At 66.2% G+C, this 21031-nt stretch carries 27 protein-coding genes; 10 read left to right on the top strand and 17 right to left on the bottom strand.

The features are described 5' to 3' along the window. The first annotated feature begins 74 nt into the window (after positions 1-74). Positions 75-3374: a DUF499 family protein gene (locus tag DAERI_RS16670; protein WP_103130569.1), complete on the top strand. Its 3300-nt coding sequence runs from the start codon at positions 75-77 to the stop codon at positions 3372-3374. 342 nt (positions 3375-3716) lie between these two features. Then, on the top strand, positions 3717-3923 hold the full coding sequence (locus DAERI_RS21815) for a ribbon-helix-helix domain-containing protein (RefSeq protein WP_165794253.1): 207 nt from the start codon (positions 3717-3719) through the stop codon (positions 3921-3923). Between the two features lie 495 nt (positions 3924-4418). Here DAERI_RS21815 and DAERI_RS16665 read toward each other — a convergent pair whose 3' ends face one another. The 4 genes from DAERI_RS16665 to DAERI_RS16650 form a co-directional block, all read right to left on the bottom strand. Further along, positions 4419-5120: an IclR family transcriptional regulator gene (locus DAERI_RS16665; protein WP_103130568.1), complete on the bottom strand. Its 702-nt coding sequence runs from the start codon at positions 5118-5120 to the stop codon at positions 4419-4421. 47 nt (positions 5121-5167) lie between these two features. After that, complete coding sequence (locus DAERI_RS16660; RefSeq protein WP_103130567.1) at positions 5168-5356, bottom strand: hypothetical protein; 189 nt, start codon at positions 5354-5356, stop codon at positions 5168-5170. 49 nt (positions 5357-5405) lie between these two features. Next, positions 5406-6443: a sugar phosphate nucleotidyltransferase gene (locus DAERI_RS16655; RefSeq protein ID WP_165794252.1), complete on the bottom strand. Its 1038-nt coding sequence runs from the start codon at positions 6441-6443 to the stop codon at positions 5406-5408. Between the two features lie 423 nt (positions 6444-6866). Then, positions 6867-7784, bottom strand: coding sequence for an alpha/beta fold hydrolase (locus DAERI_RS16650; RefSeq protein ID WP_103130660.1), 918 nt, complete (start codon positions 7782-7784; stop codon positions 6867-6869). Positions 7785-7883: 99 nt separating this feature from the next. Here DAERI_RS16650 and DAERI_RS16645 point away from each other — a divergent pair, with 99 nt between their 5' ends. The 5 genes from DAERI_RS16645 (at position 7884) to DAERI_RS16625 (ending at position 10958) form a co-directional block, all read left to right on the top strand. Next, on the top strand, positions 7884-8192 hold the full coding sequence (locus tag DAERI_RS16645) for a hypothetical protein (RefSeq protein ID WP_103130565.1): 309 nt from the start codon (positions 7884-7886) through the stop codon (positions 8190-8192). A 104-nt stretch (positions 8193-8296) separates the two neighbouring features. Further along, on the top strand, positions 8297-8965 hold the full coding sequence (locus DAERI_RS16640; protein ID WP_011529345.1) for a response regulator transcription factor: 669 nt from the start codon (positions 8297-8299) through the stop codon (positions 8963-8965). Between the two features lie 85 nt (positions 8966-9050). Then, a complete protein-coding gene (locus DAERI_RS16635) occupies positions 9051-9971 on the top strand; it encodes a P1 family peptidase (RefSeq protein WP_103130564.1) in 921 nt (306 codons plus the stop codon). 16 nt (positions 9972-9987) lie between these two features. Next, positions 9988-10452 (top strand): NUDIX hydrolase, encoded by a 465-nt coding sequence (locus tag DAERI_RS16630; protein WP_103130563.1) that lies wholly within the window; start codon positions 9988-9990, stop codon positions 10450-10452. A gap of 35 nt (positions 10453-10487) precedes the next feature. Beyond that, the gene (locus tag DAERI_RS16625) at positions 10488-10958 is read left to right on the top strand and encodes an HIT family protein (RefSeq protein ID WP_103130562.1); all 471 of its coding nucleotides are present in this window, start codon (positions 10488-10490) and stop codon (positions 10956-10958) included. On the opposite strand, the gene DAERI_RS16620 is transcribed toward DAERI_RS16625, so the two are convergent. Further along, the gene (locus DAERI_RS16620; RefSeq protein WP_103130561.1) at positions 10944-11693 is read right to left on the bottom strand and encodes a GNAT family N-acetyltransferase; all 750 of its coding nucleotides are present in this window, start codon (positions 11691-11693) and stop codon (positions 10944-10946) included. The two genes, DAERI_RS16625 and DAERI_RS16620, sit on opposite strands and share 15 nt — an antisense overlap. A 107-nt stretch (positions 11694-11800) precedes the next feature. Between DAERI_RS16620 and DAERI_RS16615 the strand changes: the two genes are divergently transcribed. Beyond that, positions 11801-12478, top strand: coding sequence for a DUF1990 family protein (locus DAERI_RS16615; RefSeq protein WP_103130560.1), 678 nt, complete (start codon positions 11801-11803; stop codon positions 12476-12478). Positions 12479-12526: 48 nt separating this feature from the next. Beyond that, a complete protein-coding gene (locus tag DAERI_RS16610; protein ID WP_235610439.1) occupies positions 12527-12862 on the top strand; it encodes a hypothetical protein in 336 nt (111 codons plus the stop codon). Between the two features lie 171 nt (positions 12863-13033). Here DAERI_RS16610 and DAERI_RS16605 read toward each other — a convergent pair whose 3' ends face one another. The 10 genes from DAERI_RS16605 to DAERI_RS16560 all read right to left on the bottom strand — a co-directional run bounded on the left by DAERI_RS16605 (position 13034) and on the right by DAERI_RS16560 (position 19033). Further along, entirely contained in the window at positions 13034-13450 is a 417-nt protein-coding gene (locus DAERI_RS16605; protein WP_103130558.1) for a c-type cytochrome, read from the bottom strand. Beyond that, positions 13450-15219 carry a b(o/a)3-type cytochrome-c oxidase subunit 1 gene (locus DAERI_RS16600; RefSeq protein ID WP_103130557.1) on the bottom strand — a complete coding sequence of 590 codons (1770 nt, stop codon included), beginning with the start codon at positions 15217-15219 and terminating at the stop codon, positions 13450-13452. The genes DAERI_RS16605 and DAERI_RS16600 overlap by 1 nt, the downstream gene beginning before the upstream one ends. Before the next feature lie 13 nt (positions 15220-15232). Further along, positions 15233-15796 (bottom strand): cytochrome c oxidase subunit II, encoded by a 564-nt coding sequence (locus tag DAERI_RS16595; RefSeq protein ID WP_103130556.1) that lies wholly within the window; start codon positions 15794-15796, stop codon positions 15233-15235. Then, positions 15796-15978 carry a hypothetical protein gene (locus tag DAERI_RS16590; protein ID WP_103130555.1) on the bottom strand — a complete coding sequence of 61 codons (183 nt, stop codon included), beginning with the start codon at positions 15976-15978 and terminating at the stop codon, positions 15796-15798. The genes DAERI_RS16595 and DAERI_RS16590 overlap by 1 nt, the downstream gene beginning before the upstream one ends. Further along, positions 15975-16442, bottom strand: coding sequence for a CBS domain-containing protein (locus DAERI_RS16585; protein ID WP_201262780.1), 468 nt, complete (start codon positions 16440-16442; stop codon positions 15975-15977). Before DAERI_RS16585 ends, DAERI_RS16590 begins: the two co-directional genes overlap by 4 nt. A gap of 223 nt (positions 16443-16665) precedes the next feature. After that, a complete protein-coding gene (locus DAERI_RS16580) occupies positions 16666-17487 on the bottom strand; it encodes an AfsR/SARP family transcriptional regulator (RefSeq protein ID WP_103130658.1) in 822 nt (273 codons plus the stop codon). Between the two features lie 126 nt (positions 17488-17613). Further along, entirely contained in the window at positions 17614-17820 is a 207-nt protein-coding gene (locus DAERI_RS16575) for a YwbE family protein (RefSeq protein ID WP_103130554.1), read from the bottom strand. Positions 17821-17864: 44 nt separating this feature from the next. Further along, entirely contained in the window at positions 17865-18209 is a 345-nt protein-coding gene (locus DAERI_RS16570) for a type II toxin-antitoxin system PemK/MazF family toxin (RefSeq protein ID WP_103130553.1), read from the bottom strand. Next, positions 18203-18439, bottom strand: a complete 237-nt coding sequence (locus tag DAERI_RS16565) for a type II toxin-antitoxin system VapB family antitoxin (RefSeq protein WP_103130552.1) — start codon at positions 18437-18439, stop codon at positions 18203-18205. The genes DAERI_RS16570 and DAERI_RS16565 overlap by 7 nt, the downstream gene beginning before the upstream one ends. Before the next feature lie 57 nt (positions 18440-18496). After that, positions 18497-19033: a hypothetical protein gene (locus DAERI_RS16560; RefSeq protein ID WP_103130551.1), complete on the bottom strand. Its 537-nt coding sequence runs from the start codon at positions 19031-19033 to the stop codon at positions 18497-18499. 57 nt (positions 19034-19090) lie between these two features. Between DAERI_RS16560 and DAERI_RS22100 the strand changes: the two genes are divergently transcribed. Beyond that, on the top strand, positions 19091-20335 hold the full coding sequence (locus DAERI_RS22100) for a DUF6602 domain-containing protein (RefSeq protein ID WP_133162055.1): 1245 nt from the start codon (positions 19091-19093) through the stop codon (positions 20333-20335). Positions 20336-20370: 35 nt separating this feature from the next. On the opposite strand, the gene DAERI_RS16555 is transcribed toward DAERI_RS22100, so the two are convergent. Together DAERI_RS16555 and DAERI_RS16550 are read right to left on the bottom strand one after the other, a co-directional pair. After that, complete coding sequence (locus tag DAERI_RS16555) at positions 20371-20727, bottom strand: hypothetical protein (protein ID WP_103130550.1); 357 nt, start codon at positions 20725-20727, stop codon at positions 20371-20373. A gap of 4 nt (positions 20728-20731) precedes the next feature. Further along, a complete protein-coding gene (locus DAERI_RS16550) occupies positions 20732-21004 on the bottom strand; it encodes a BrnT family toxin (RefSeq protein WP_103130549.1) in 273 nt (90 codons plus the stop codon). Positions 21005-21031: the final 27 nt, after the last annotated feature.

Below are 21031 nucleotides of genomic sequence, written 5' to 3'. Positions count from 1 at the left end.
CGCCGTGACCGGTGCCTGGTGGCGCGTAGTTTTGTGCCACTCGCGTGACTCTCCCGGCGCTAGCCTGTGCCCATATGGCCCTTTCCAATCGGCAACGTGTTCAGGGTGCTCAGGACGCCCTGCTGGAAGAATTGGTGGTGTACGTCGAGCGCGCTCTTCGGAGGGCTTACGGCGACGACTGGGTAGACCGTGTCACGGGTCGCTTTTCTGGAATTCCAATTGACAGCTTAAGCAAGCCAGTCTGGGATATTCAACTCCTCGTCAAGACTATCGCTGAGTTCTGGCACGACGCCTTTGGCGAGAAGTTGAAACAGACCGACCGCAACAACGTGTTCGAGCTCCGCGACTGGCGTAATGCCCTGGCGCACGACCAGCCCTTCACCTACGACGACACCTACCGCGCCCTGGACACGATGTACCGCGTGGCTTCCCGCATGGGCCTGGCAGTCGCGGCCCATCTCCTGAAGGAGCGCGACGAGACCATGCGCATCAAGTTGCGCGAGCAGGAACGCTCAGTGTCCCGCAGCGTGACCCATGTGGAGGGCCGTATCCCCGAAGGTTTGAAGGCGTGGCGCGAGGTCATCATCCCCCACGCCGATGTCCGAGAGGGCAAGTTCCAGGCGGCGGAATTCGCTGCTGACTTGGCGCAGGTGTACAAGGGCGAGGCCAGTGAGGAGTACGGCGAGCCCCGTGCGTTCTTCGGCAGAACGTTCGTCACGGCGGGTCTGCGTGACCTGTTAACCAACGCCCTGACTCGACTGGGCAAGGGCGAGGGCGACCCGGTGGTCGAGTTGCAGACCAATTTCGGCGGTGGCAAGACGCACAGCATGTTGGCCCTGTACCACCTGTTCGGCGACGTGCCGTCCCGCGAGCTGCCGGGGCTGGAAGCGGTCCACACCAGTGCGGGGATTCCCACCGCTCCTGCCGGGGTCAACCGTGCCGTCCTCGTCGGCACCGACCTGGGAACGGGGCAGCGCAAGCAGCGGGACGGAACCGTCACCAACACCATCTGGGGGGAGATGGCTTACCAGCTCGCCGGGGCGGCAGGCTACGCGCTCGTAGCCCAGGCCGATGAGCAGCGCAGCAACCCGGGCGCCGACAAGCTGACGCGCCTGCTGGAGCTGGCGAGTCCCTGCCTGATTCTGATTGACGAGTGGGTCGCCCTGCTGCGCGAGCTGTATGGACGCACCGACCTGCCTGCCGGGTCCTACGAGTCGAACATCAGCTTCGCCCAGTCGCTGACCGAGGCGGCCAAGCGTGTCCCGCGTGCCCTGGTGGTGGCGAGCCTGCCGCAGAGCCAGTCGGAGGTGGCGGGGGAGGGGGGGAGCGCCGCCCTGGGAGCCCTGAAGCAGACCTTCAAGCGCGTGCAGAGCACCTGGCTGCCCGCCAACCCGGAGGAGTCCTTCGAGATTGTTCGCCGCCGTCTGTTCGAGCCGCTTCAGGGCGATGCCCACCGCCAGGCGGACGCCGTTGTCAAGGCGTTCACGGACCACTACAACGCCAACAAGAACGACTTCCCCAGCGGCGTCACCGAACCCGACTTCGCCCGCAAGCTCAAGAACAGCTACCCCATCCATCCGGCGCTGTTCGACGCGCTGTTCGGGACGTGGAGCACGCTCGAACGCTTCCAGCGCACGCGCGGTGTTCTGCGCTTCATGGCGCTGGTCATCCACCGACTGTGGCAGGACGGCGAGAAGAGCCTGATGATTCTGCCTGGCACGCTGCCCCTCGACGATGTGCGGGTGCAGGCGGAACTGCGGAACTACCTGGGCGAGTCCTGGGAAGCCATCATGAACCAGGAGGTGGACGGTCCCAACAGTCTGCCGGTCCAGGTGGAGACTGAGGACAAGAGCGGACGCCTGGGGCAGGTGGCGGCAGCCCGTCGCGTGACCCGTACGGTGTTCATGTGTACGGCCCCGAAAGCGTCCACCGCCCATCAGGGGGTGGAGACCCGCAGCATCTTCCTGAACAGCATTCAGCCGGGTGAGCCTGCCGGACCGTTCAACGACGCGCTGCGCCGTGTGTCCCAGCAAGCGGTCTATCTGTACTCGGACAGCTCCCACTACTGGTTCAGCACCCAGCCCAGCCTGAACCGCCGCGCCGCCGACCTCGCGGCCCACCTCCCCGAAGACGAGGTGCTGCACGAGGTCGAGCGCCGTCTGCAAGAGTTCACGAACTCGAAGACCCGGGGTGACTTTGCGGGGGTGCATGTCACGGCGGACGGTGGCAGCGTCCCCGACGAGAGCCGGGAGCCTGCCGTGCGGCTGGTCATCCTGCCCTCGGAGTACCCCCATGTGCGTGGCTCGGTGGACAGTCCCGCCGTCCTCCGTGCCCGGGAACTCGTGACCCGCAAGGGAAGTGGCGACCGACTCGGCAGGAACAACGTGGTGGTGCTCGCCGCCGACAAGGCCCGACTGGACGACCTCTTCGCCCGCGTCCGCCAGTACAAGGCGTGGGCCACCATCCACGAGGGTGCGGAAGCCAGCAACCTGACCCCCAGTGACAAGCGGCAGGCCGCAAGCCGGATGCAGGAGCACGACAAGGGCAGCGCTGCCCAAATTGGCGCGACGTACACGTTCCTGCTGACGCCGTATCTCCAGGAGGAAGCGGGTGGTCCGCCGAGCATCGCCTTCGACGAGGAGCGGCTGAACGCGGACGGCGAGCTGATAGAGCGCGTGACCAAGAAGTTGGTCAACAGCGGGAAGCTCACCCGGCAATTCGGGGGCCTGCTGCTCGACCTGCAACTGAAGAGGAGACTCTGGGCAGGCAAGTCGCACCTCCCAGTCAGACAACTGCTGGAGTATTTCGCGCAGTACCTGTATCTGGAGCGTCTGGCGAGCGCCGAGGTGTTGCTGGGCGCCATCCGCGACGGTCTGGTGGCCAATCCTCCCTACTTCGCTTATGCGGACGGCTTTGACGGCAGCAAGTACCTGAATCTGAAGTTCGGCGAGCCAGCCGAGGTGCGGGCGGACAGCCAGTCGGTGCTCGTGAGCATCGGGGCAGCCCAGGAGCAGCGCAGGACCGAGCAGGAGCAGCGGCGGGCTGATGAGGTAGGCGACAAACCAGAGGGGGATAACGGTGATGGTCGTTTCGGGGGAGATGACGATGTAAAGGACCCACCCCCGCCGCCCCCTCCTCCTCCTGTTCGGCTTCCCAAGCAGGTGTTCGCCGAAGGGAAGCTCGACCAGGCCCGGATGGTGAGGCGGTTCCAGGACATCTATGAGGAAATCATCCAGCAGATTATCGACGCTGGGGGTGACGTGACCGTGGAAGTCGTCGTGAGCGGTAAGGTCGCCTCCGGGCTCGACACGACTCAGCAGCGAAACCTGAGCGAGAACGCTCGCAATCTCGGCCTGAAGATTCAACTGGAGTAGAACGGAATCCAACAGGCAGGGTCATGGAGTTCATGGATGCCTTGCCCCTCCTTTTCCATCAATCTCAATAAGAAGTCTCTGGAGAGCGTTCATCTCACGACGATGAATGCTCTACCTTCTTTTGACTCGAAAATGGACCCGTGGAAATTCAAGAGAGGGAAACCCCTCAGATTTAAGTGCTTCTTCTCTCCCTAGAAAAGGAGACAGCAGGCTGTAAAGCTCCGGAAAGCTGTTGGAGCTTGCGATACTCTTTACCTGAGGCAGAACCTCATAACCTCCCACTCCTCTACTCTCTAGTGTAGGCTAACCGTAGTCCACTGAGGGTACGAGAGGAGATAGATGATGCCGAAGGCCATCAAAGTTTCTGTGAATCTTGCGGAACAGGACGTTGAATTCCTGGAAAAGGTAGCTCAGGCTACGGGAATGTCAATGTCTGCTGTCATTCGTCATGCTATCGGGCTCGAACGGCTTGCTCAGGAGGTGCGGGAGAACAGGAAGATGAAACTACTTCTTGAAGACGGATGTAGAATGTACCTTGTTCAGCTTTAATACTTCGCGAAGCTAAGAAATTACGGACTGAACACCGCCTACTCTTTACCGAGATTGGATAGCTCCAACTTATCTTTTGTCGGTAGAGGCCCGGAAGCATTATGCGAGTTTTTGCGTTGTCTCGGACAGCATTATTCATGGATGCAGCGAACGATTTCCGGTCGTTGTATCCTTGTGACACCCAACCCCGCTTCAGGACGACCTTCTCACGTATGCAGCCCGGGCATTATCGTGTGCTCCCCAGGGCTTTGACAAGAGGGCGAAACCGAAATATACTGTTGTAGACGGTATTCCTAATGAGCTGGTAGAGCAAACGACTGAAAATCGTTGGGTCGCCGGTTCAAGTCCGGCCCTGGCCACCAGAAAGGCTCCTCGTGTCAAGCGGGGGGCTTTCCTTTTCCCACCGGCCCGAGAACTGCTGAGCTGAGGGGAGCAAAACCTGCCATCCCACCCACTTCGACTCGAAGCTTCTTAAAGGCCCCGAGCCCCGCTCCCTCAGCCCCGGTCCTCCTCCTGCACGATGCTGAGCACGCGCTCGCGGATGCTGCGTTCCTCGCGCAGGTAACGCCGGGCGCTCATCTGCACGCCGATCGCGGCGACGACCTGGCCGCCGTGGCGGTAGGGGACGCCCAGGGTGCACTGCCCCATGATCCACTCCTCGATGGAGTAGGCGTAGCCCCGGCGGCGGACCCGGGCCACCTCGGTGCGCCACTCGTCGGGGGTGGTGATGCTGTTGACCGTCAGGGCGGCGAACTCGTGCGGTTGAAGGTCGGCGTGGGCGTACAAAATCTTGCCGCTGGCCGTGGCGGTGGCGGGCAGATAGATGTCCAGGGGCAGGTCGATGTCGGCGTCGGGGTGGCGCTCGCGGATCGCGCACACGACCTCCTCGCCCTCCAGGATGCACAGGAAGGCCACCGAGCGGACCTCCAGCGCCAGGCGGGTGATCAGCGCGCGGGCGTCCTGAAACCAGGGCAGGGCAGAGGTGAGGTGCGCGCCCATCTCCGCGATGTGCCAGGAGAGGCGGTATTTCCCGGCGGGCGTGCGCCGCAGGAAGCCCGCGTCAGTCAGGCCCGCGAGGTAGGCGTGGGCCGTCGCGCGCGGGACTGTCAGGTGCGCGGCCAGCGCCCGCACGCCCCACTCGGGCTGCTCGGCGCTGAAGGCGCCCAGGATGCTCGCGGCTTTTTGAAGGGACAGCACCTGTCCAGCGTACACGGACGAGGGAAAAAAGGGTACTGTTGCCCCGTTCAGCCGTCCTCGTCCTCCGGCTCCTTGTGGGGAAGGAGGGGCTGGAGGCTCACGAGTTCGTCGGTGGGGGAGACATTCTCCCGTTCGTTCAGACCGGGGCCGGTGTCCAGCCCGCTGATGACCACCTCGCCCCGTTCCTCGTCGGGCGTTTGGGCGGGATGCGGCTCGTCCGGGAAGGGTCCAGTCATGCCCCAGAGTACGGCAGGGGGTGGGAGCAGGCCATGCGGAGCCGGGAGGCTAGAGCCGCAGCACACTGTAATCGCCCACCACGACCTGCGGGCCCGCGTCGCTGGGAGCGGTGACAGTCGCGTGCCGCCCAATCACCGCGCGGACGAGGGGCCGGGCAGGCCGGAGGACCGTCGCGTACTCGTCGATGAGGGTGTCGGACAAGCGGGCCTCCTCCACCCGCGCGTGTGGGCCGATGCTCACATGGGGGCCCAGCGTGCAGCCGCGCACCGTCGCCCCGGTCTGAATCAGGACGGGCCCGGTCAGGGAGGAGTCCTCCACCGTCGCGCCCTCCTCGATCACCACGGGGCCAGTCAGGGCACTGCCGCGCACGGTGCCCTCCGTGCGGGGGCGCAGGCCACCCAGGAAGTGGGCGCTCGCCGTCAGCAGGTCGGCGGGCGTGCCCGCGTCGCTCCAGAAGCCCGCGAAGGGCACGGCCCGCACCCGCCCGCCCGCCGCGATCACGCGCAGCAGGGCCTGGGGAAATTCGATCTCGCCGCGCTCGCTGGGTCCCAGGCGCGCGACCTCGTCGAGCACGTGGGGGTGAAAGGCGAACACCCCGCAGGCCGCCAGGTCGCTCGCCGGGCGGCGCGGCTTCTCGTCCAGCCGGGTGAGCAGGCCCCCCTGCACGGTCGCCACCCCGTAGGCGCTGGGATCGGGCACCCGCTTGACGCCCAGGGCGGCGTCGGCCCCGTCCAGCGCCTCGCGCAGCGGCGTCAGGGTGTCGGCGAAGAGGTTGTCCCCCAGGTACAGCAGGGCCGGACTGCCCCCCAGAAATTCCCGGGCGGCGAGGACCGCGTGCCCGGTGCCGCGCGGCTCCTCCTGGCGCAGGAAGGTCAGGGGACCCTCCTCCCGGGTCGCGGCGCGCAGGTGGGCCTCGGCCGCCGGGCTGGTGACCACGGCGACCTCCTCCACGCCCGCCGCCCGCAGGGCCCGCACCGCCCGGGTGATGATGGGGACGCCCGCGATGGGCACGGCGTGTTTGGGCCGCCCGGCACTGACGGGGAGGAGACGGCTGCCGCGCCCGGCAGCGAGGATCACGCCTTTCATAAGGGTGAGGGGAGTATACGCGGCGGACCTGTGAGAGAGCGGAGAGGGAGGCTGGGCCTGGGAAGGGAGATTTTGGAGTATGGGGGTTGAGGGGCAGGGGGAGTGGCGCTGCGCTAGGCAAAGGGCTTGCCCGCCGCGTCTGTAGCCGTCCTCTTCCACCCGTAATGTTTGATCTTGCTGTGTTCCAAGCCGCGTGCCCACCGTCTCGCTGTGCGAGCAAGGCGTGGTGAAGGCGGTGCGAGTGCGAGCCACTGGCAGGAATGGGCCGTCCACAATAGACGGTTTTGAAAAGCAAAAGCTCCGGCACACTTACTCCTCCCCCTTGCGGGGGAGGTGGGCAGGGGGGTGGCAAGCGCCAGCTTGCCCTCCTGCTCAAAGGCGGAAGAAGCCCTACCCTTTCCCAAAAGCCTTTTCAACCCTCCCTCAGCGGGTCAGCGCCTCCTCCAGCGCCTCGGCGAAGGCGTCCTCGTCGTCGAGCCAGGGGTAATGCCCGGCGTCGAGGACGGTCACGTCTGCGCCGCCAAGGTCGGCGAGCCACTCGACCTGTTCGGGATAGCTGGTGCGGTCGTGAACTCCGGCGATCACGAAGAGGGGGCGGCGCAGCTCCTGGAGGAAGGGCGGGTACTCGAACTCCCACAGGCCCTGGTTCACCAGCGCCTCCTGCACCTCGCCGCCGCCCGCGAGTTGGCCCTCGGTGTCGGTGAATTCCAGGCGCATGCGGCTCTGGATGTCGCGGAACTGCATGGCGTTGAGCAGGTCGCGGGCGTTGAGCAGGCCGAAGGCGGCCTCCACCCGCGCCCCACCGACCTGGGGGTACTCGCCCTCGGGTGTGCGGGCGCGGAGTTCCCCTGCCGGGTCGTCGAGCGGCACCCCCCGCAGCGCCGAGGCCTCGCGCAGCAGCGTCAGGGCGAGTTCGGGAAAGTGGACCCAGGGGTTGACCACGATCACCCGGGCCGTGCGCGTGGGGTAGCGCCGGGCGTACTCCAGCGCCACAAGCGCCCCGAAGCCGTGGCCCAGGGGGACGAGGCGTTCCGCGCCGAGGTGTTCGCGCAGCGCCTCCACATCGGCCACGAGGGTGTCGAGGTCGAGGGTGGCGGCGCCCTGGTCGGTGTCCGCGAGCGGGCCACTGCGCCCCGAGCCGCGCTGGTCGAGATACACCACCCGCCGCCCCGCCAGGCGCTCGCCGAACAGTTCCCGGAACGAGTAGCTGTTGTAGCCGGGGCCGCCGTGCAGGAACACGACCGGCGGCTCGTCCCCGGGCGTGTCCTCCGGCCCGGTCACCTCGAAGTACAGGTCCGCCCCGTTCAGGCGCTCAAAGTTGGGCTCGTCGGACGAGGTCATGGGGGCATTGTAGGGTGGGGCGGGCGGGCGGCCCCACGCGAACGTCACGTGGGAGCGTTGCTCACAAGCCGTCCCGGTTGTCTCCGCTACCCTGCGCCCATGACGCCCGATGCCGGACCCACGAACGCCGCGCCGCAGGGCATCGCCTTCACCCTGGAGGGCGTGGACGAGCTGACCTTCGCCCGCATCCTGCGCGACCTGATGGGGGACGCCGCCTTTGCCCGGCCCCTCCAGGTGCAGGCGCAGGAGCCCCGCCCGGGCCTGCCCGCCCGGCTGACACTGGTGTTCCGCCCCGGGGACCGCACCCGGGCGGTGGCGGCCATGCAGCGCTTGAAGACGTTGCTATTGCGCCACGGGGTGCAGGTGGATTCGGTCTGGGTGCCGGGCGAGGGGGCGGGGCGAAACTGACCGGCTGTTAAGAGAGCATAAACTGCCGAGGTCACCCACCCTGCCCAGTTCGGCCCCTACGATGCGGGGTAAACAGGCTCACGCCGGGAGACGAAGGCAGACCCATGGACCAGCGCATTCTCTTGATCGAAGACAACCCCGACATCACCCGTGTCGTCCAGTACGAGCTGGAGCAGGCGGGCTACCGGGTCCTGACCGCGCCGGACGGCGTCACGGGCCTGACCAGCGCGCGGGAGAACAGCCCCGACCTCGTGATCCTCGACCTCGGGCTGCCCGACTTCGATGGGGCCGAGATCGCCCGCCGCCTGCGCAAGACGAGCAGCGTGCCCATCATCATCCTGACCGCGATGGACGCCGTGGACCGCAAGGTCAACCTGCTGGAGGCGGGCGCGGACGATTACATGACCAAGCCCTTCCACCCGGAGGAACTCGTCGCCCGGGTCAAGGTGCAGCTCCGTCACCAGCAGCACGGGGAAGTCATCTCCATCGGGGCGCTCGAAATTCACCCCCAGAAGCGGCTGTGCCACTACAACGGCCACGAGGTCCGCCTCTCGCCCAAGGAGTTCGACCTGCTGACCTTCCTCGCGCGCCAGCCCGGCCGGGTCTACTCCCGCCAGGAGATCGAGCGCGAGGTCTGGAATGGCGAGCTGCCCAGCAACTCCAACGTGGTGGACGTGCATATGGCGAATATGCGGGCCAAACTGCGCGATCTGGACGGGTACGGGATTATCCGCACGGTGCGGGGGATCGGGTACGCGCTGAAGACGCCGTAGGAGCGGTCAGCCGTCAGACGTGACCCCGCCCGTGTGGTGGGGTTTGTCGTGTTTGGCCCCCGCTGGCCCTGCCACACTGGCGGCCATGACCCTGCCCAACACCACCCTCACCGCCGTTCCGGGTTTCCGGGTGGGCCACTGGACTGACCCTGTGGGCCTGACGGGCTGTACGGTGATCCTCTGCCCCGACGTGGGCGCCGTGGCCTCCGCCTCCTTCCTGGGGCCGAGCCCGGGCACGCGCGAGGGGGTGCTCCTCGCCCCCGAGAAGAAGGTCGAGCGCGTCCACGCCCTGCTGCTGACGGGCGGCAGCGCCTTTGGCCTCGCGGCGGCGACCGGGGTGGTGCGCGTGCTGGAGGAACGAGGCGTGGGCCATGAGACGCCCTGGGCGCGCGTGCCCATCGTCCCGGCGGCGGTGATCTACGACCTGGGGGTGGGCGACCCGGGGGCCAGGCCCGGCGAGCGGGAGGGCGAGGCAGCGGCGCGGTCGGCTTCGGGTGACCCGGTGGAGCGCGGGCGGGTCGGCGCGGGCACGGGCGCGACGGCGGGCAAGTACCTGGGGCAGGCGTTCACCGTGCCGGGCGGTCTGGGCAGCGTCTGTGTCGAGCGGCACGGCGCCCGGGTCGGTGCCCTGGCCGTAGTCAACCCCATCGGCGACGTGCTGGACGAACGGGGCGGGGTGCTGGCGGGGCCGGGGGTGGGACCGGGGGCCGCGGCCTTTGGAGGAGGCGCGGTCACCCCCGGCGAGGTCGAAAGCACCACCCTCGTCGCCGTCGTCACCGAACACACCCTGACGAAGAACGATGCCCGCCGCCTTGCGGATGCCGCGCAGACCGCGCTGGGCCGCGTGATCCACCCCAGCCACACCTTCTGGGATGGGGACAGCGCCTTCGTGCTGAGTTCCTGCGTATTGCCCCCCGCCGACCCCATGTTGCTGGGCGCGCTGGTGCAGGAGGTGGTCTGCGCGGCGGTGCGGGACGCAGTCAGAAGCGTAAGTAAAGAGAAGTAGTGTGTAGGATACTCACGTGAGTAAAGAGAGTTATATTCGGGACCTGCGGGATCGGATCGGCACCCACCCGGTCAACCTGGTCGGGGCGGCTGGACTGGTCCTGAACGCAGCGGGCGAACTCCTGTTCCAGCGGAAATGCGGGACCGACCGCTGGACTGTTCCCGGCGGCATCTGCGAGCTGGGCGAGGCGTTCGAGGATACCCTATGCCGTGAACTACGAGAGGAGACGGCCCTGACGGTGGAGCGGGCCGAGCTGCTGGGGGTTGTGAGCGGGGGGGAAACCTTCAAGCGCATCGGGAACGGCGACGAGTTCTACATGTACACGGCGGTTTATGCGGTCCGCGAGTGGACGGGGAGTCCCACGCCCGACGGGGAGGAGAGCGAGGAACTGCGGTTCTTCGGGCTGGATGACCTTCCACCGTTAGCGGGGCCAGTCGGCAGGCGCGCGGTGGAGTTGCTGGGCAACCCTGTGGACAGGTGAACTCTGGGACTGCTTCCCGGTGGCGTGGATTTTAAATGACCGAACAGACGATCACGCACGCTCCGCCGGGGTATGTCTGCCCGTTCTGCCTGCTCGCCGCGGGCGTAGAGAACGAACACGTCTGGAGCCGGGAGAGCGACGTGATCTACAGGGAAGAGTTCGCGCTGGCCCTGATCGCCGCCAAGCAGTGGCCCGGGACGCCCGGACACGTTCTGATCATTCCCACCGCGCACTACGAAAACCTGTACGTCCTCCCCGACGCCGTTGGGGCACGAGTCCACGCGCTTTCCCGCCGGGTAGCCCTTGCCATGAAGGCGGCTTACGGCTGCGCGGGGATCAGCACCCGGCAGCACAACGAACCGGCGGGGCAGCAGGACGTGTGGCACTCCCACCTGCACGTCTTTCCCCGCTGGCCGGACGACAGTTTGTACTTCACCCACGGTTCGGTGATGCCGCCGGAGGAGCGGGCGGGATACGCCGCTCGGCTGAAATCACATCTGCTCTGACTTTCCCTCCCGCACGAACGTCAGCCGCGCCCCCGACACCGCAAATCCCGCCCGCCGCACGTTGCGTTCGCTGCCGCTGCCGGGCGTGACGAACACGCTGGCAAGGTCGGCCCCCAGCCGGGTGGCCAGGTGCAGCCGCGCGGCGAGCAGGGCCGTCTGCGCTCCTCTGCCCCGGAACTCCGGCAGGGTCGAGGTGCCGTAGAGGGCCGCCACGCCCTCCCGAATACTCAGGGCGGCGGTTCCGGCGGGCCTGCCGTCTACCCACGCCACCAAGCGGCGCACGCCGGGTGCATTGGCTACCCAGTGCATGATCGCCTCGCTGCCCGGCCCGAATCCCCGCGCGGAGAGGTCGGCCCAGACCTCCGCATCGGCTTCCTCCCGAACCTCCAGCGCCGGGGGCGGCGGGAGGGTGCCGAGGTCGTGGACGTAGACGTGGAGAACGTGTCCCAGCGTGTAGCCCCTCGCGCTCAGGAGCGGCAGCAGGGGCGGCGCGGCGTGCGAGAGGACATGCAGGGTGGGCCGCTGTCCGTGCTCCGCGCAGAAGACCTCGAACTCTCGCAGGTGGGCCTCGCCCAGCCCGGGGCTCCCGTCGTGCCAGGCTGTGTTCACCGGGAGATCCGGCCCGGCGTGGACAGCCGCGAGCGGGCCGAAGCGCGCGGCGGCTCCCCTCCCGCCATAGGGGGCATGCGAGGCCGCCTCCGCACGGGCCAGGCGGGGGAGGGGGCCTTCGGTCATGGCCTCATTGTGGCCCTTCCTCTGGGCTGGATGAAGTCGGGCCGGGTCTCCTGGCCGGTATCTTGCGCGCACCGCGCGGGCTCCCGCTCCCCCTGGAGGTCTCTTCCATGTCCCGACTGCTCCGCCTGCTCACCCTGCCCGCCGTGGCCCTGGCCGCCTACGCCCTGAAGGGCCCGCCCGACCCGCTGCGTCCCTCGGGGCCGGAGGACGGCGTGGGTCCCCTCACCCGCCGCCGCTACTGGGTGGAGGTCGAGGGCGCGACCCGCACGCCCGAGGCAGTGGCCGAGCACTGGCGCAACCACCTGCCCGACCACGCGCCGAAGTGGCTCGCCTGGTTCCGGGGGCTGGACCATCCCGTGCCGCCCGTGGAGAAGGGCGACCGCCTGGGGATTCGGATGCTGCTGATCCGCCGGGGGTACGTGGTCGTCGAACACATCGACCCGCTGGGTTTCCGGGTCCGCACCCTGCGGCTGCACCCCGACGCGGGCACCTCCGACTTCCGGGTCTACCCGCAGGAGGAGCCGGGCCGCCTGGTCCTCCAGATCGAGTCGCTGCTGCGAACCAACTCGCAGTTCGACCGCCTGGCGTATATCTTCGGCGTCCACGCGGCGCAGCGGCGCAACTGGGAACTCACCCTGACGAGCGTGGCGGGGTACAGCGGCGGGCGCATCGTCAGCCGGGGGCACGAGTCGCTGGAGATGCCGCAGGTGGCCCACTCCTACACCCTGCCCGAGTTGCCCGAGGCGCCGGTGGGGCTGGAACCGTCTTCCTCCGCGCAGACCTGAGCCGCCCTTGATTCAACCTTGGGACGCAGCGGTCCTACGGTTGAGCTTGTGGCAAAAGCTCCCGTCTCGGCCCCGGCCCGCGCGCACAGTGAGGGCACCATGCTCGCCTTTCATCCCCAGATGTTCGTGCGTGTCGAGCAGCTCGAAGGTCCGCGCGCCCCGGTGCCCCGCCCGCTCGACAGCGGCTTCAGCACGGACCGCCTCTACCGCGTGCTGGGCATCTATAACCCCTCCGAGACCTCGGACGCCTACTTCATCCTGCCCAACGACAGGGGTGAGCTGTGGTTCATCTGCCAGCGCCACCTGCGCTTCGCCGGGCTGCACGACACGGCGGCCCACCACCTCCCCGCCCTGGAGGAAGTGACGGGGAGCGCGGCGGATTAGGGCGGGGCGCAACGAGGTTGTCCTGCTGAGCGCCAGCGAAGCGTCCCCAGGCCCCGTGACCCAACGCTTGCGCTGAGGGTGACCAGATTTCCGAGCCCCGCCCTAACGCGGGGGAACAACAAGGCAGACGCCCCAGCTTCTGGCCGGGGCGTCCTTCTGGGGTGGGCCGGGCTACAGCCCCTTCACGTAGGCGTGGATGGCGTCGATCTGCTCTTCGGTGGGGGCCTCGCCGCCCAGGCCCGTGTCCCCGAAGCGGGGCATGACGGGCGAGAGCGTGCGGCCTCCCGGGGCCTGGCCGTGCAGCACCGCCTGCCGGAAGTCGGCGTCGGCCCAGGCTTTGGTCTCGGCCAGACCGGGACCTACTCCGCCCTGCGCCTGCGCCCCGTGGCAGCCCGCGCAGTTGGAGGCGTAGAGGTCCTGCCCGTTCACCGGGGCCGGGGCGGCTGAGGCGGTCATCCCGGCCCCGCCCGTGCCCCCCGAGATGTTCAGGCCCGCGCGGTATGAGCTTATGCCGATGGCGACGGCGAGCACCACGAAGGTCAGCGCCCCGGTGATCTCTCCGCGGGTGAAGGAACGGTCCCCGCTCATCAGTACAGCCTCCAGCCGGGGACGAGTTCCAGGTTCGAGAGCAGGCGGGCGAGCACCGGCCCGTACATCAGCAGCACGAGGACCAGCGCCAGCACCCACAGGGCCAGCAGCGGCTCGGTCGCGCGCACCAGGGGACTCGCAGTCGCCAGATTCTCCCCCGCCGGGCTGATCGCCTCGCTGTAGGGGATCGGGGTGTTCTCGCCGTTCTCCACCCGCTTGGAGAGCAGCATGCGGAACAGCACGTAGAAGTACAGCAGCGCGCTGACGAGCAGGATGATGCCGCTGATCGCCGTCAGGGCGGTCGGGATGGCGATGGGCATGTCGCGGTACACGTCCTGGGCGGTCGCGCTGACCTGGGCGCGGCGGGTCACGCCGTACAGGCCCTGCCAGTGCATCCCCAGCGCGAAGACCATCATGCCGACGAACCAGGTCCACACCGCCGCCGAGGCGACCCTCATGCTGGGCAGCCGCTTGCCCGTCAGGTGCGGAATCAGCCACAGGGCGATGCCCATGAAGCTCAGCGTGGTCGCGGTGCCCACCGTGATGTGGAAGTGCCCGGGAATCCAGGCCGTGTTGTGCACGACCGGCGAGAAGGAGGAACTGGCGTTCACGATGCCGCCCGCCCCGCCCAGGATGAAGGAGATCATCGCCAGGACCTGCGCGCTGAAGATCGCGTTGCCCCAGGGCAGTTTGAGGGTCCAGCCGAAGAGACCGCGCCCGCCCCGCGCCCGCGCCGCGTCCTCCAGCGAGGCCGTCACCGAGAAGGCGGTGAGCAGGCTGGGCACGGCGATCATGAACGTCAGGAACATGTGGATCGTCTTCCACACGTTGGAGATGTTGGGGTCGGCGTACTGGTGGTGGATGCCGACGGGCGTGGAGTTCAGCAGGAAGATCACGAAGACCAGCCGCGTGATGGGCTCGGACACCGTGCGCCCGCCCGCGTGCCGGGGGATAAAGGCGTACCACGAGATGTAGGCGGGCAGCACCCAGAAGTACACGATGGCGTGCCCGGTCCACCAGAACAGCGTCTTGGAGAGCAGCGGGTCCACGCCCCGGTACAGGCCCAGCGACCAGGGAATCAGCATCCCCACGACCTCGATCACGATCCCCAGCGAGGCGACCGACCACATCATCCAGGTGGCGACGCTCATGAAGGTGACCAGCGGCGTGACCTTGCCGGGGTTCGCCCGCTTCCAGTTCCACCACATCAGCACGACCTGCCCCACCACCAGCAGGCTGGAGCCCACCATGATCGCGGCCCCGATATAGAAGAGGGCGTCCCCCTGCATGGGCGGGTAGAAGGTGTACAGCAGGGTGGCGCGGTTGGTGAGCAGCGGCACGGCGGCCATCAGCAGCCCCGCCGTCATCAGGATGTAGGTGAACCAGGCGAAGCGCATGTTGATGCGGGCGCCCAGGTCGCGCACCGGCAGGTACAGCATCCAGCCCGAGATGAAGAACTGGGTGAACACCAGCGCGTTCAGGACGCCGTGGAGACTGAGCCCCTGGTAGTACGACTTGAGAATGGCCTTGACGACCGGGTTGTCGTAGAGGTTGATCCCGCCGTAGTTCAGCGCCTGAAGCGGCCCGATCATCACCCCGATGAAGAGGGCGAGGAAGGCCGTCACAACGTAGTACTGGGTGACCCTCTTCAGGCTGGCGAGGTAGGCGGCGTCGGTGATGGGCGGGGCCTGGCGGACGGCGCCGGACGGGGCGGGGATGCCGGGGGCGCTGGCCCGGCGGGGCGGGGCATGAACGGGAGAGGTCGTCACAAGGGGGCTCCTGTCAGGGCTGGGTCGTGGCCTGCTGCGGCGCTTCCACGATCACGCGGGTGATCATGTTGTGGTGGCCGACGCCGCAGTACTCGTTGCAGATGGTGTCGAGTTCGCCAGGCTGGCGGAAGGTGGTCGTGAAGCTCGCCACCTGGCCGGGCATGGCGGTCGCGTTGATGTTGGTGCCCTCGACCTGGTAGCCGTGCAGCACGTCGGCGGAGGTCACGTGGAAGGTGATCGGGCGGCCCGCGGGCACCCGCAGCACGGCGGGCTCGAAGGCAAAGGCCCGCGCGACGACAAAGGCCTCCAGGCTGCCGTCGGGGTTCTCCCGCAGGCCGGGCTTGGCAAAGGGCGTGGCGGCGAGGTTGCGGGGGTCGAGCCGCCCGTTCTCCACGCCGGTGATGTGGTGCCCCCCCTCACCCTTCAAGGCCGGGTAGGTGCCGCTGACGAAGCTGGCAAGGACGCTGGCGAACAGGAGAACGGCCATCGCCACCGCAATGCCGAACCACACGGTCTCGATCCGCTCCAGGGTGTGATGCTCCAGCCGGGGGACGGGGGCGCGTGAACCCTTTGTCATCAGGCCCTTCCCTGCTGGATGCCGAGAACGAGCATCCACAGCCAGATGATCGAAAGCAGCACCACGGCGACCAGCATCAGCGTACCGACGGGCACCACGCTGGGGCCGCGGTGTTCGTGGGTGACCGGTGCCGTGTCCTCCTGAGCGGCGGGGCGGGGGGGCGGAGTGGAGGAGTCACTCATAGCGGGGCCTCCAGCCCGGCGGGAGCGTCCGTGCGGCTGGGTTCCTTGGTCAGGGGCTCCGGCGTGCGGGCGTAGTCGTGCAGCAGGTCGGTGACGGTGAGCATCCCGACCACGGCACCCGAGTCATCTACCACGGGCATTCCGCCGATGCGGTGGCGCAGCAGCGTGTAGGCCGCGTCGCGGGCGTTCGCGTCGGGGGTGGTCGTGACCACGCTGCGGCGCATCACCTCGCCCACACACACGCCCGCGAGCTGCGTGGTCGCCTCCCACATGCTCAGGGTGGTGACCCGGCCCGGCATCGCCTCACGCAGGTCGCGGTCGGTCACGATGCCGACCAGGCGGGGGCCGTCGAGCACGGGCAGGCGGCGAATGCCCCGCTGCCGCATCAGCCGGGCCGCGTCGGGCAGGCTGTGGTCGGGGGTGACGGAGACGGGGGGAGAGGTCATCAGGGCGGCGACATTCATGGCAGGGCCTCCATGCCCGCAGGCTCCCGCCCCCCCATTACGGGGTCATTACCACCGTCCCAGCCCAAGGACCTTCCCGGGGAGAAAAGGGTTGTGGGACCTACTCGGTTGATGGGGGTGCAGAGACGAGTCTAAGCCCAAGGACCTTCCCGGGGAGAAAAGGGTTGTGGGGGCGAACGGGCCTTCCGACCCCGTTCACCCCCAGGCCCTTACATTCCCAACCTCAGCAGGTCGCTGGCTCATCCTCCCGGTGCCCCGCCCGCCCCAGTTCCCGCTCGGCCTCCAGGCAGATCAGCTCGCCCGCCTTGAGACGTTCGGCGAGTTCCACCGTGTCGGGCATGGGCGTGTCGCCCACCTCCTGACGCAGGTAACGGCGGTAGCGGCGGTAGTGTTCGACCGCCTCGTATCTCCCGCGCGTCTGGGCCAGGCAGGTCATCAGGCGCTGGTGGTGGTCCTCGCCGATCAGGGGGTCGGCCTGCACCGCTCGCCCCAGCGCCTGCGCGGCCAGCGGGCACTCGCGCCGGGCGCAGTGCAGCAGGGCGAGCGACACGTGGGCCCGCACCCGCGCCGAGCGCCAGTACGCCCGCGCCTCCTCGACCCAGTCGGCCCGCACCTGCGGCAGGTACTCGCCCTCCACGCACGCCAGCGCCCGGCGCAGCGCCTCCTCCCGCTCGGCGTCGGTCCGGGCCAGCCGGGCCGCCTGCAAGCCCTCCTGGAGTGCCGCCGTGTCGCTCGCCGTCAGCAGGTCGGGGTGCAGCGCGTACCGCCCCCGCACCTCGGCCACGGCGTCCACGCTGCCCAGCGTCGCCCGCAGGCGGTGCAGCGCCACCCGGAAGCGGTTGGCGGCGGCGGGGGTGTCCTCCAGGCCCCACAGGTCCATCAGCAGGTCTGCCCGGTACGCGCCCCCCGGGTGGGCGTGCAAGTACCACAGCAGGTCCTCGGCGCTGCGGGCGGGCCACTCCAGGGGCTGACCTCCCCGCGTGACCACCGCGTCGCCGAGCGTGCGGAGCTGGAGGTTCTGAGTGATGGGGGCGTGGCCTGTCATATTCGTGACTCCCTTCACAAGCATAATGGGCTCAATCGGGCAGTCAGTTGTCCCCATCTCGGCCTTAACCGAAAGCGCTCGTCGAACCTGGGAGTGCGGCCATTCGCCCCGGTTAATGAGGCGCACTCAGCCCGCCTCGGCCTCGCCCACGACCGCCTGCACCCGGCCCACCTGTCCGGTCGTCAGCCGCACCTTGATGCCGTGCGGGTGGGTGGGCGATTTGGTCAGCAGCCCTGCCACCACGCCGCGCGTGAGCCTGCCGGTCGCCTGGTCCTGCTTCTGCACGATGTCCACGGTCAGGCCGGGCCGAATCTGGGAACGGGAAGGAGGCATGGGGAGAGGATAGAGGAGGGGGAGGGAACGGCTTCCAACACGAGCTACAGGCTCAGCACCAGCCGCAGCCCAGCGTCCACCTCCTGCATGGCAGTCACGCTCAGTTCCGACACCCGTTCTGTCAACTCGACCTTATTGAGGGTGACGAGGGCGGACACGTTCACCACACTGTCCTTGGGGAGGCGTGTACGGTGAGCTTCCAGAAGGACATTCCCCGGCGCAGCCCCCAGCGCGAGGTTGCTGGTCAACACGGCTCCGATGCCAGTGGCGATGCGACTTCGGTTAAAGCTGTCCGCCTGAACCACCAGCACCGGGCGAATGAAGGCCGGACGGCTGCCCACAGGTTCGCCCAGGTCGGCCCACCAGATTTCGCCGCGCGAGATCACCACTCGTTCGCCTCGAACGTTCGGCGCGCCGCCTCCCGCCGCAGGTCGTCGTCCTGCTCGGCGCCCGCGCCATACACGCGGTCGAGTGCCGCCGTCACGTCCTCGCCCCTGTGACGGGCCAGGAACTCGCGCAGGGCTGCCCGGTACAGTTCACTGCGGGTGAGCCGTAATTTCTGTGCCAGAGCCTCCGCCTCCGCGAAAGTCTGATCGTCCAGAGAGATGGCGGTCTTCACGGCTGGAGTATAACCGTGTCATACCCTTGTCTGCGTGGGGCAACGAAGCCGGAAGGCTCACAGCCACCGCCCCTGATCCGCCCAAGCCCCCAGCCGCTCCAGATCATCCGGCACCGCGTACAGGCACACCCCGAGCTGATCCCCCACGCTGAACGCCGCGCCCCGGCAGGCCACCCGCCCGCGCTCCACGCTCGCCCCCCACGCCAGCGTGAACGACCCGGAGGACGACGGCGCCCCGTGATCCCCCTCCACCGCCGCCCGCACCCGCTCGGGCGTCGCCTCCTGCACGCTGTACCGCATTCGGAACCACCGATACCCCGCGTCCTGCACCAGCACCACGCGGCCCCAGCCCAGGCCGCGCAGCAACTCCCCGGTCAGGGATAGCCACCACGCCCGCACGCCGGGCGGCACGTCCTCCCACCCGTCGGGCCGGGAGTAGGCGTCGGCGGCCCAGATGCAGGAGAGGCGGGCGTCAGGGGGAGGGTGGACGCGGGCGAGGGCGTAGCGGAGGTCGGGGGAGGGGGAACTCTGGCGACAGATGGTTGCTATACAGCCCTTGAACGAAGGTACTAGAGATATCAAGTGGCGTATCATGTTCCATACTCTAACTTCCGTCGTTCTTTTCCAATAGAGGTGGATATGATACGTACCGTGGCAGAGCTCGTCGAGCAATTGATCAAAAAAGAGCTCATTGAAATGGAAAAAATTAAAATAAAACACGCTCCTACAATAGGAGCTATGTACGAGGGACTTTCACAAAACTTTCTTAGCTCTTCTATCCCAAAAGAACTGGACATTCGTGTCGTCTCTGGCTTTATTCGTAATAGCTTGGGTACTCTATCTGGACAAATAGACGTTATGGTGGCTACCGGTGAGGGACAAAAGTTACCCAACACAGATTTATACATATATGATATAGGTAATGTGCTTGCTGTCTTCGAAATAAAGAAAGACATGTCGTTTAGCGACCTCACAGATGCCTTTTCTCACTTAGCGGTGGTCTGGGATATGTTTTATCAAGAAATCAGGCAAGGAAGTGCCTCTAACAAGCCAATTGGTGTTGATAAAGTTGAGAGAGACTATGCAACTATATTTGGAGAAATATCGAGTGGATTTTCGAACAGAGATTCAATGTCTGATGGCGAACTGCTAATATATAATGCATTAGTTTATGAGCGAATGCAGCCTTTGAAGATAATACTGTCCTACAATGGTTATAAAACGGAAAAGGGTATGCGTGACGCCTTGTATAGATTTCTAAGTTCTTACCAGGCACGGCAAAAGAAGGGTTATGGCATAACTTCTTATCCTAATCTTATCATATCTAACAACGTCTCAATAGTCAAGTGTAACGGTAACCCATATACCCCAATTAGTACTGATGGATACTGGGACTTTCTCGCCTCAACAACATTTAACCCACTCGTAATTCTTCTTGAAGTTCTTTGGACGAAGATATCAAATGAATTTGACGTCTACATGCCGTGGGGAGAAGATTTAAAGATCGAACGGTTGAACATGTTTCTAAAAGCCAAGCCCAAAAGAAAAAAAGGCGAGACCGCGTGGGAGATAAGATATTACAATATAATTGACGAATCGGAAGTAGTAGAATATGATTGGGAGCCCGTGGAGATTAACGAGGTAGAGTCTACATTGCTACTAGGTTTAGGTAGTCAGGGAAGGATCGACCTTAAAGACTCAGATCTAATAGAATTTTGCAAGAATAAAGGATACCCATCTCCCATAGAAGCCTTAAAACGACTTATAGATGGTAGGATTGTGGCCTTAACTAAAGACAAGAGGTTTGCCGGTTATGTTACTGAGGAGTGTGCAATAGTTATGACTCCCAGTGGTATGTACGCGGCTGATAATGCCCAGCCCCGCTATAGGAAGTGATTATGCAAAGGGTTAGTAAAAGCTAGACGCAAATCCTAAATCACCCCCAACCGCTTCTCCTCCTCGTACAGCCGCTCGGCCACGAACTGCTTGAGCAGCGTCTGGTACGGCACCTTTTTCAATGCGGCGACGTGCTTGAGCCGCTTTTCCATGTCCTCGTCCAGGCGCAGGGTGGTGATGTGTGTGGCTTTGGGCTGGCGCGGTTGCCGGGGCTTGTCACGGCGCAGGCGTGCGGCGAAGGCTTGCAGTTCCGGGTCATGCTTGCCTTCCTCGAAGAGGCCGGGGCCGAGAGCGTGGGTGTCCCAGAACTCGGCGGCCTCCTCGGTCGTCATGTTCTCGGGGATTTCTTCGCGGCTGTTGATGACGGGCAGGTTGTCGTAATCGATGGTCATACGCTCACTCCTGAAGTTCGTACCGTCGGCGCTCCTCCGTACTGGCAGGACGGGCGGTGACGACGCGGGCTTTCTCACCCCTGGGCTCAAGAACAACGACAAGAAGGCGGCCTGCTTCTGTAGCCCCTATGAAAGCGAAGCGGGCTTGGCCTCCCGGTCCCCGATGTGCGGGCTGCGAAACGGCGTCCGGGTCGGTTGCGGCCTCTTCCGCTTCCTCCGGTTCGACCTTGTGCCGGGCGATGTGTTCCAGATTAGCGAAGTCCCAGTTGAATTCCATCGGCTGGGACCCAGTGTATACCTTCGT

Source organism: Deinococcus aerius, from assembly GCF_002897375.1.
GTDB lineage: Bacteria > Deinococcota > Deinococci > Deinococcales > Deinococcaceae > Deinococcus > Deinococcus aerius.
Note: the sequence above shows the minus strand (reverse complement) of the source record. Positions and strands in the feature narration are given on the sequence as shown.

Bases quoted from the DNA above. Each gene is read 5' to 3' on its own strand.
- DAERI_RS16670 (WP_103130569.1), top strand. From the start codon at position 75: ATGGCCCTTTCCAATCGGCAACGTGTTCAGGGTGCTCAGGACGCCCTG.
- DAERI_RS21815 (WP_165794253.1), top strand. From the start codon at position 3,717: ATGCCGAAGGCCATCAAAGTTTCTGTGAATCTTGCGGAACAGGACGTT.
- DAERI_RS16660 (WP_103130567.1), bottom strand. From the start codon at position 5,356: ATGACTGGACCCTTCCCGGACGAGCCGCATCCCGCCCAAACGCCCGAC.
- DAERI_RS16655 (WP_165794252.1), bottom strand. From the start codon at position 6,443: ATGAAAGGCGTGATCCTCGCTGCCGGGCGCGGCAGCCGTCTCCTCCCC.
- DAERI_RS16650 (WP_103130660.1), bottom strand. From the start codon at position 7,784: ATGACCTCGTCCGACGAGCCCAACTTTGAGCGCCTGAACGGGGCGGAC.
- DAERI_RS16645 (WP_103130565.1), top strand. From the start codon at position 7,884: ATGACGCCCGATGCCGGACCCACGAACGCCGCGCCGCAGGGCATCGCC.
- DAERI_RS16640 (WP_011529345.1), top strand. From the start codon at position 8,297: ATGGACCAGCGCATTCTCTTGATCGAAGACAACCCCGACATCACCCGT.
- DAERI_RS16635 (WP_103130564.1), top strand. From the start codon at position 9,051: ATGACCCTGCCCAACACCACCCTCACCGCCGTTCCGGGTTTCCGGGTG.
- DAERI_RS16625 (WP_103130562.1), top strand. From the start codon at position 10,488: ATGACCGAACAGACGATCACGCACGCTCCGCCGGGGTATGTCTGCCCG.
- DAERI_RS16620 (WP_103130561.1), bottom strand. From the start codon at position 11,693: ATGACCGAAGGCCCCCTCCCCCGCCTGGCCCGTGCGGAGGCGGCCTCG.
- DAERI_RS16615 (WP_103130560.1), top strand. From the start codon at position 11,801: ATGTCCCGACTGCTCCGCCTGCTCACCCTGCCCGCCGTGGCCCTGGCC.
- DAERI_RS16605 (WP_103130558.1), bottom strand. From the start codon at position 13,450: ATGAGCGGGGACCGTTCCTTCACCCGCGGAGAGATCACCGGGGCGCTG.
- DAERI_RS16595 (WP_103130556.1), bottom strand. From the start codon at position 15,796: ATGACAAAGGGTTCACGCGCCCCCGTCCCCCGGCTGGAGCATCACACC.
- DAERI_RS16590 (WP_103130555.1), bottom strand. From the start codon at position 15,978: ATGAGTGACTCCTCCACTCCGCCCCCCCGCCCCGCCGCTCAGGAGGAC.
- DAERI_RS16585 (WP_201262780.1), bottom strand. From the start codon at position 16,442: ATGAATGTCGCCGCCCTGATGACCTCTCCCCCCGTCTCCGTCACCCCC.
- DAERI_RS16580 (WP_103130658.1), bottom strand. From the start codon at position 17,487: ATGACAGGCCACGCCCCCATCACTCAGAACCTCCAGCTCCGCACGCTC.
- DAERI_RS16575 (WP_103130554.1), bottom strand. From the start codon at position 17,820: ATGCCTCCTTCCCGTTCCCAGATTCGGCCCGGCCTGACCGTGGACATC.
- DAERI_RS16560 (WP_103130551.1), bottom strand. From the start codon at position 19,033: ATGATACGCCACTTGATATCTCTAGTACCTTCGTTCAAGGGCTGTATA.
- DAERI_RS16555 (WP_103130550.1), bottom strand. From the start codon at position 20,727: ATGACCATCGATTACGACAACCTGCCCGTCATCAACAGCCGCGAAGAA.
- DAERI_RS16550 (WP_103130549.1), bottom strand. From the start codon at position 21,004: ATGGAATTCAACTGGGACTTCGCTAATCTGGAACACATCGCCCGGCAC.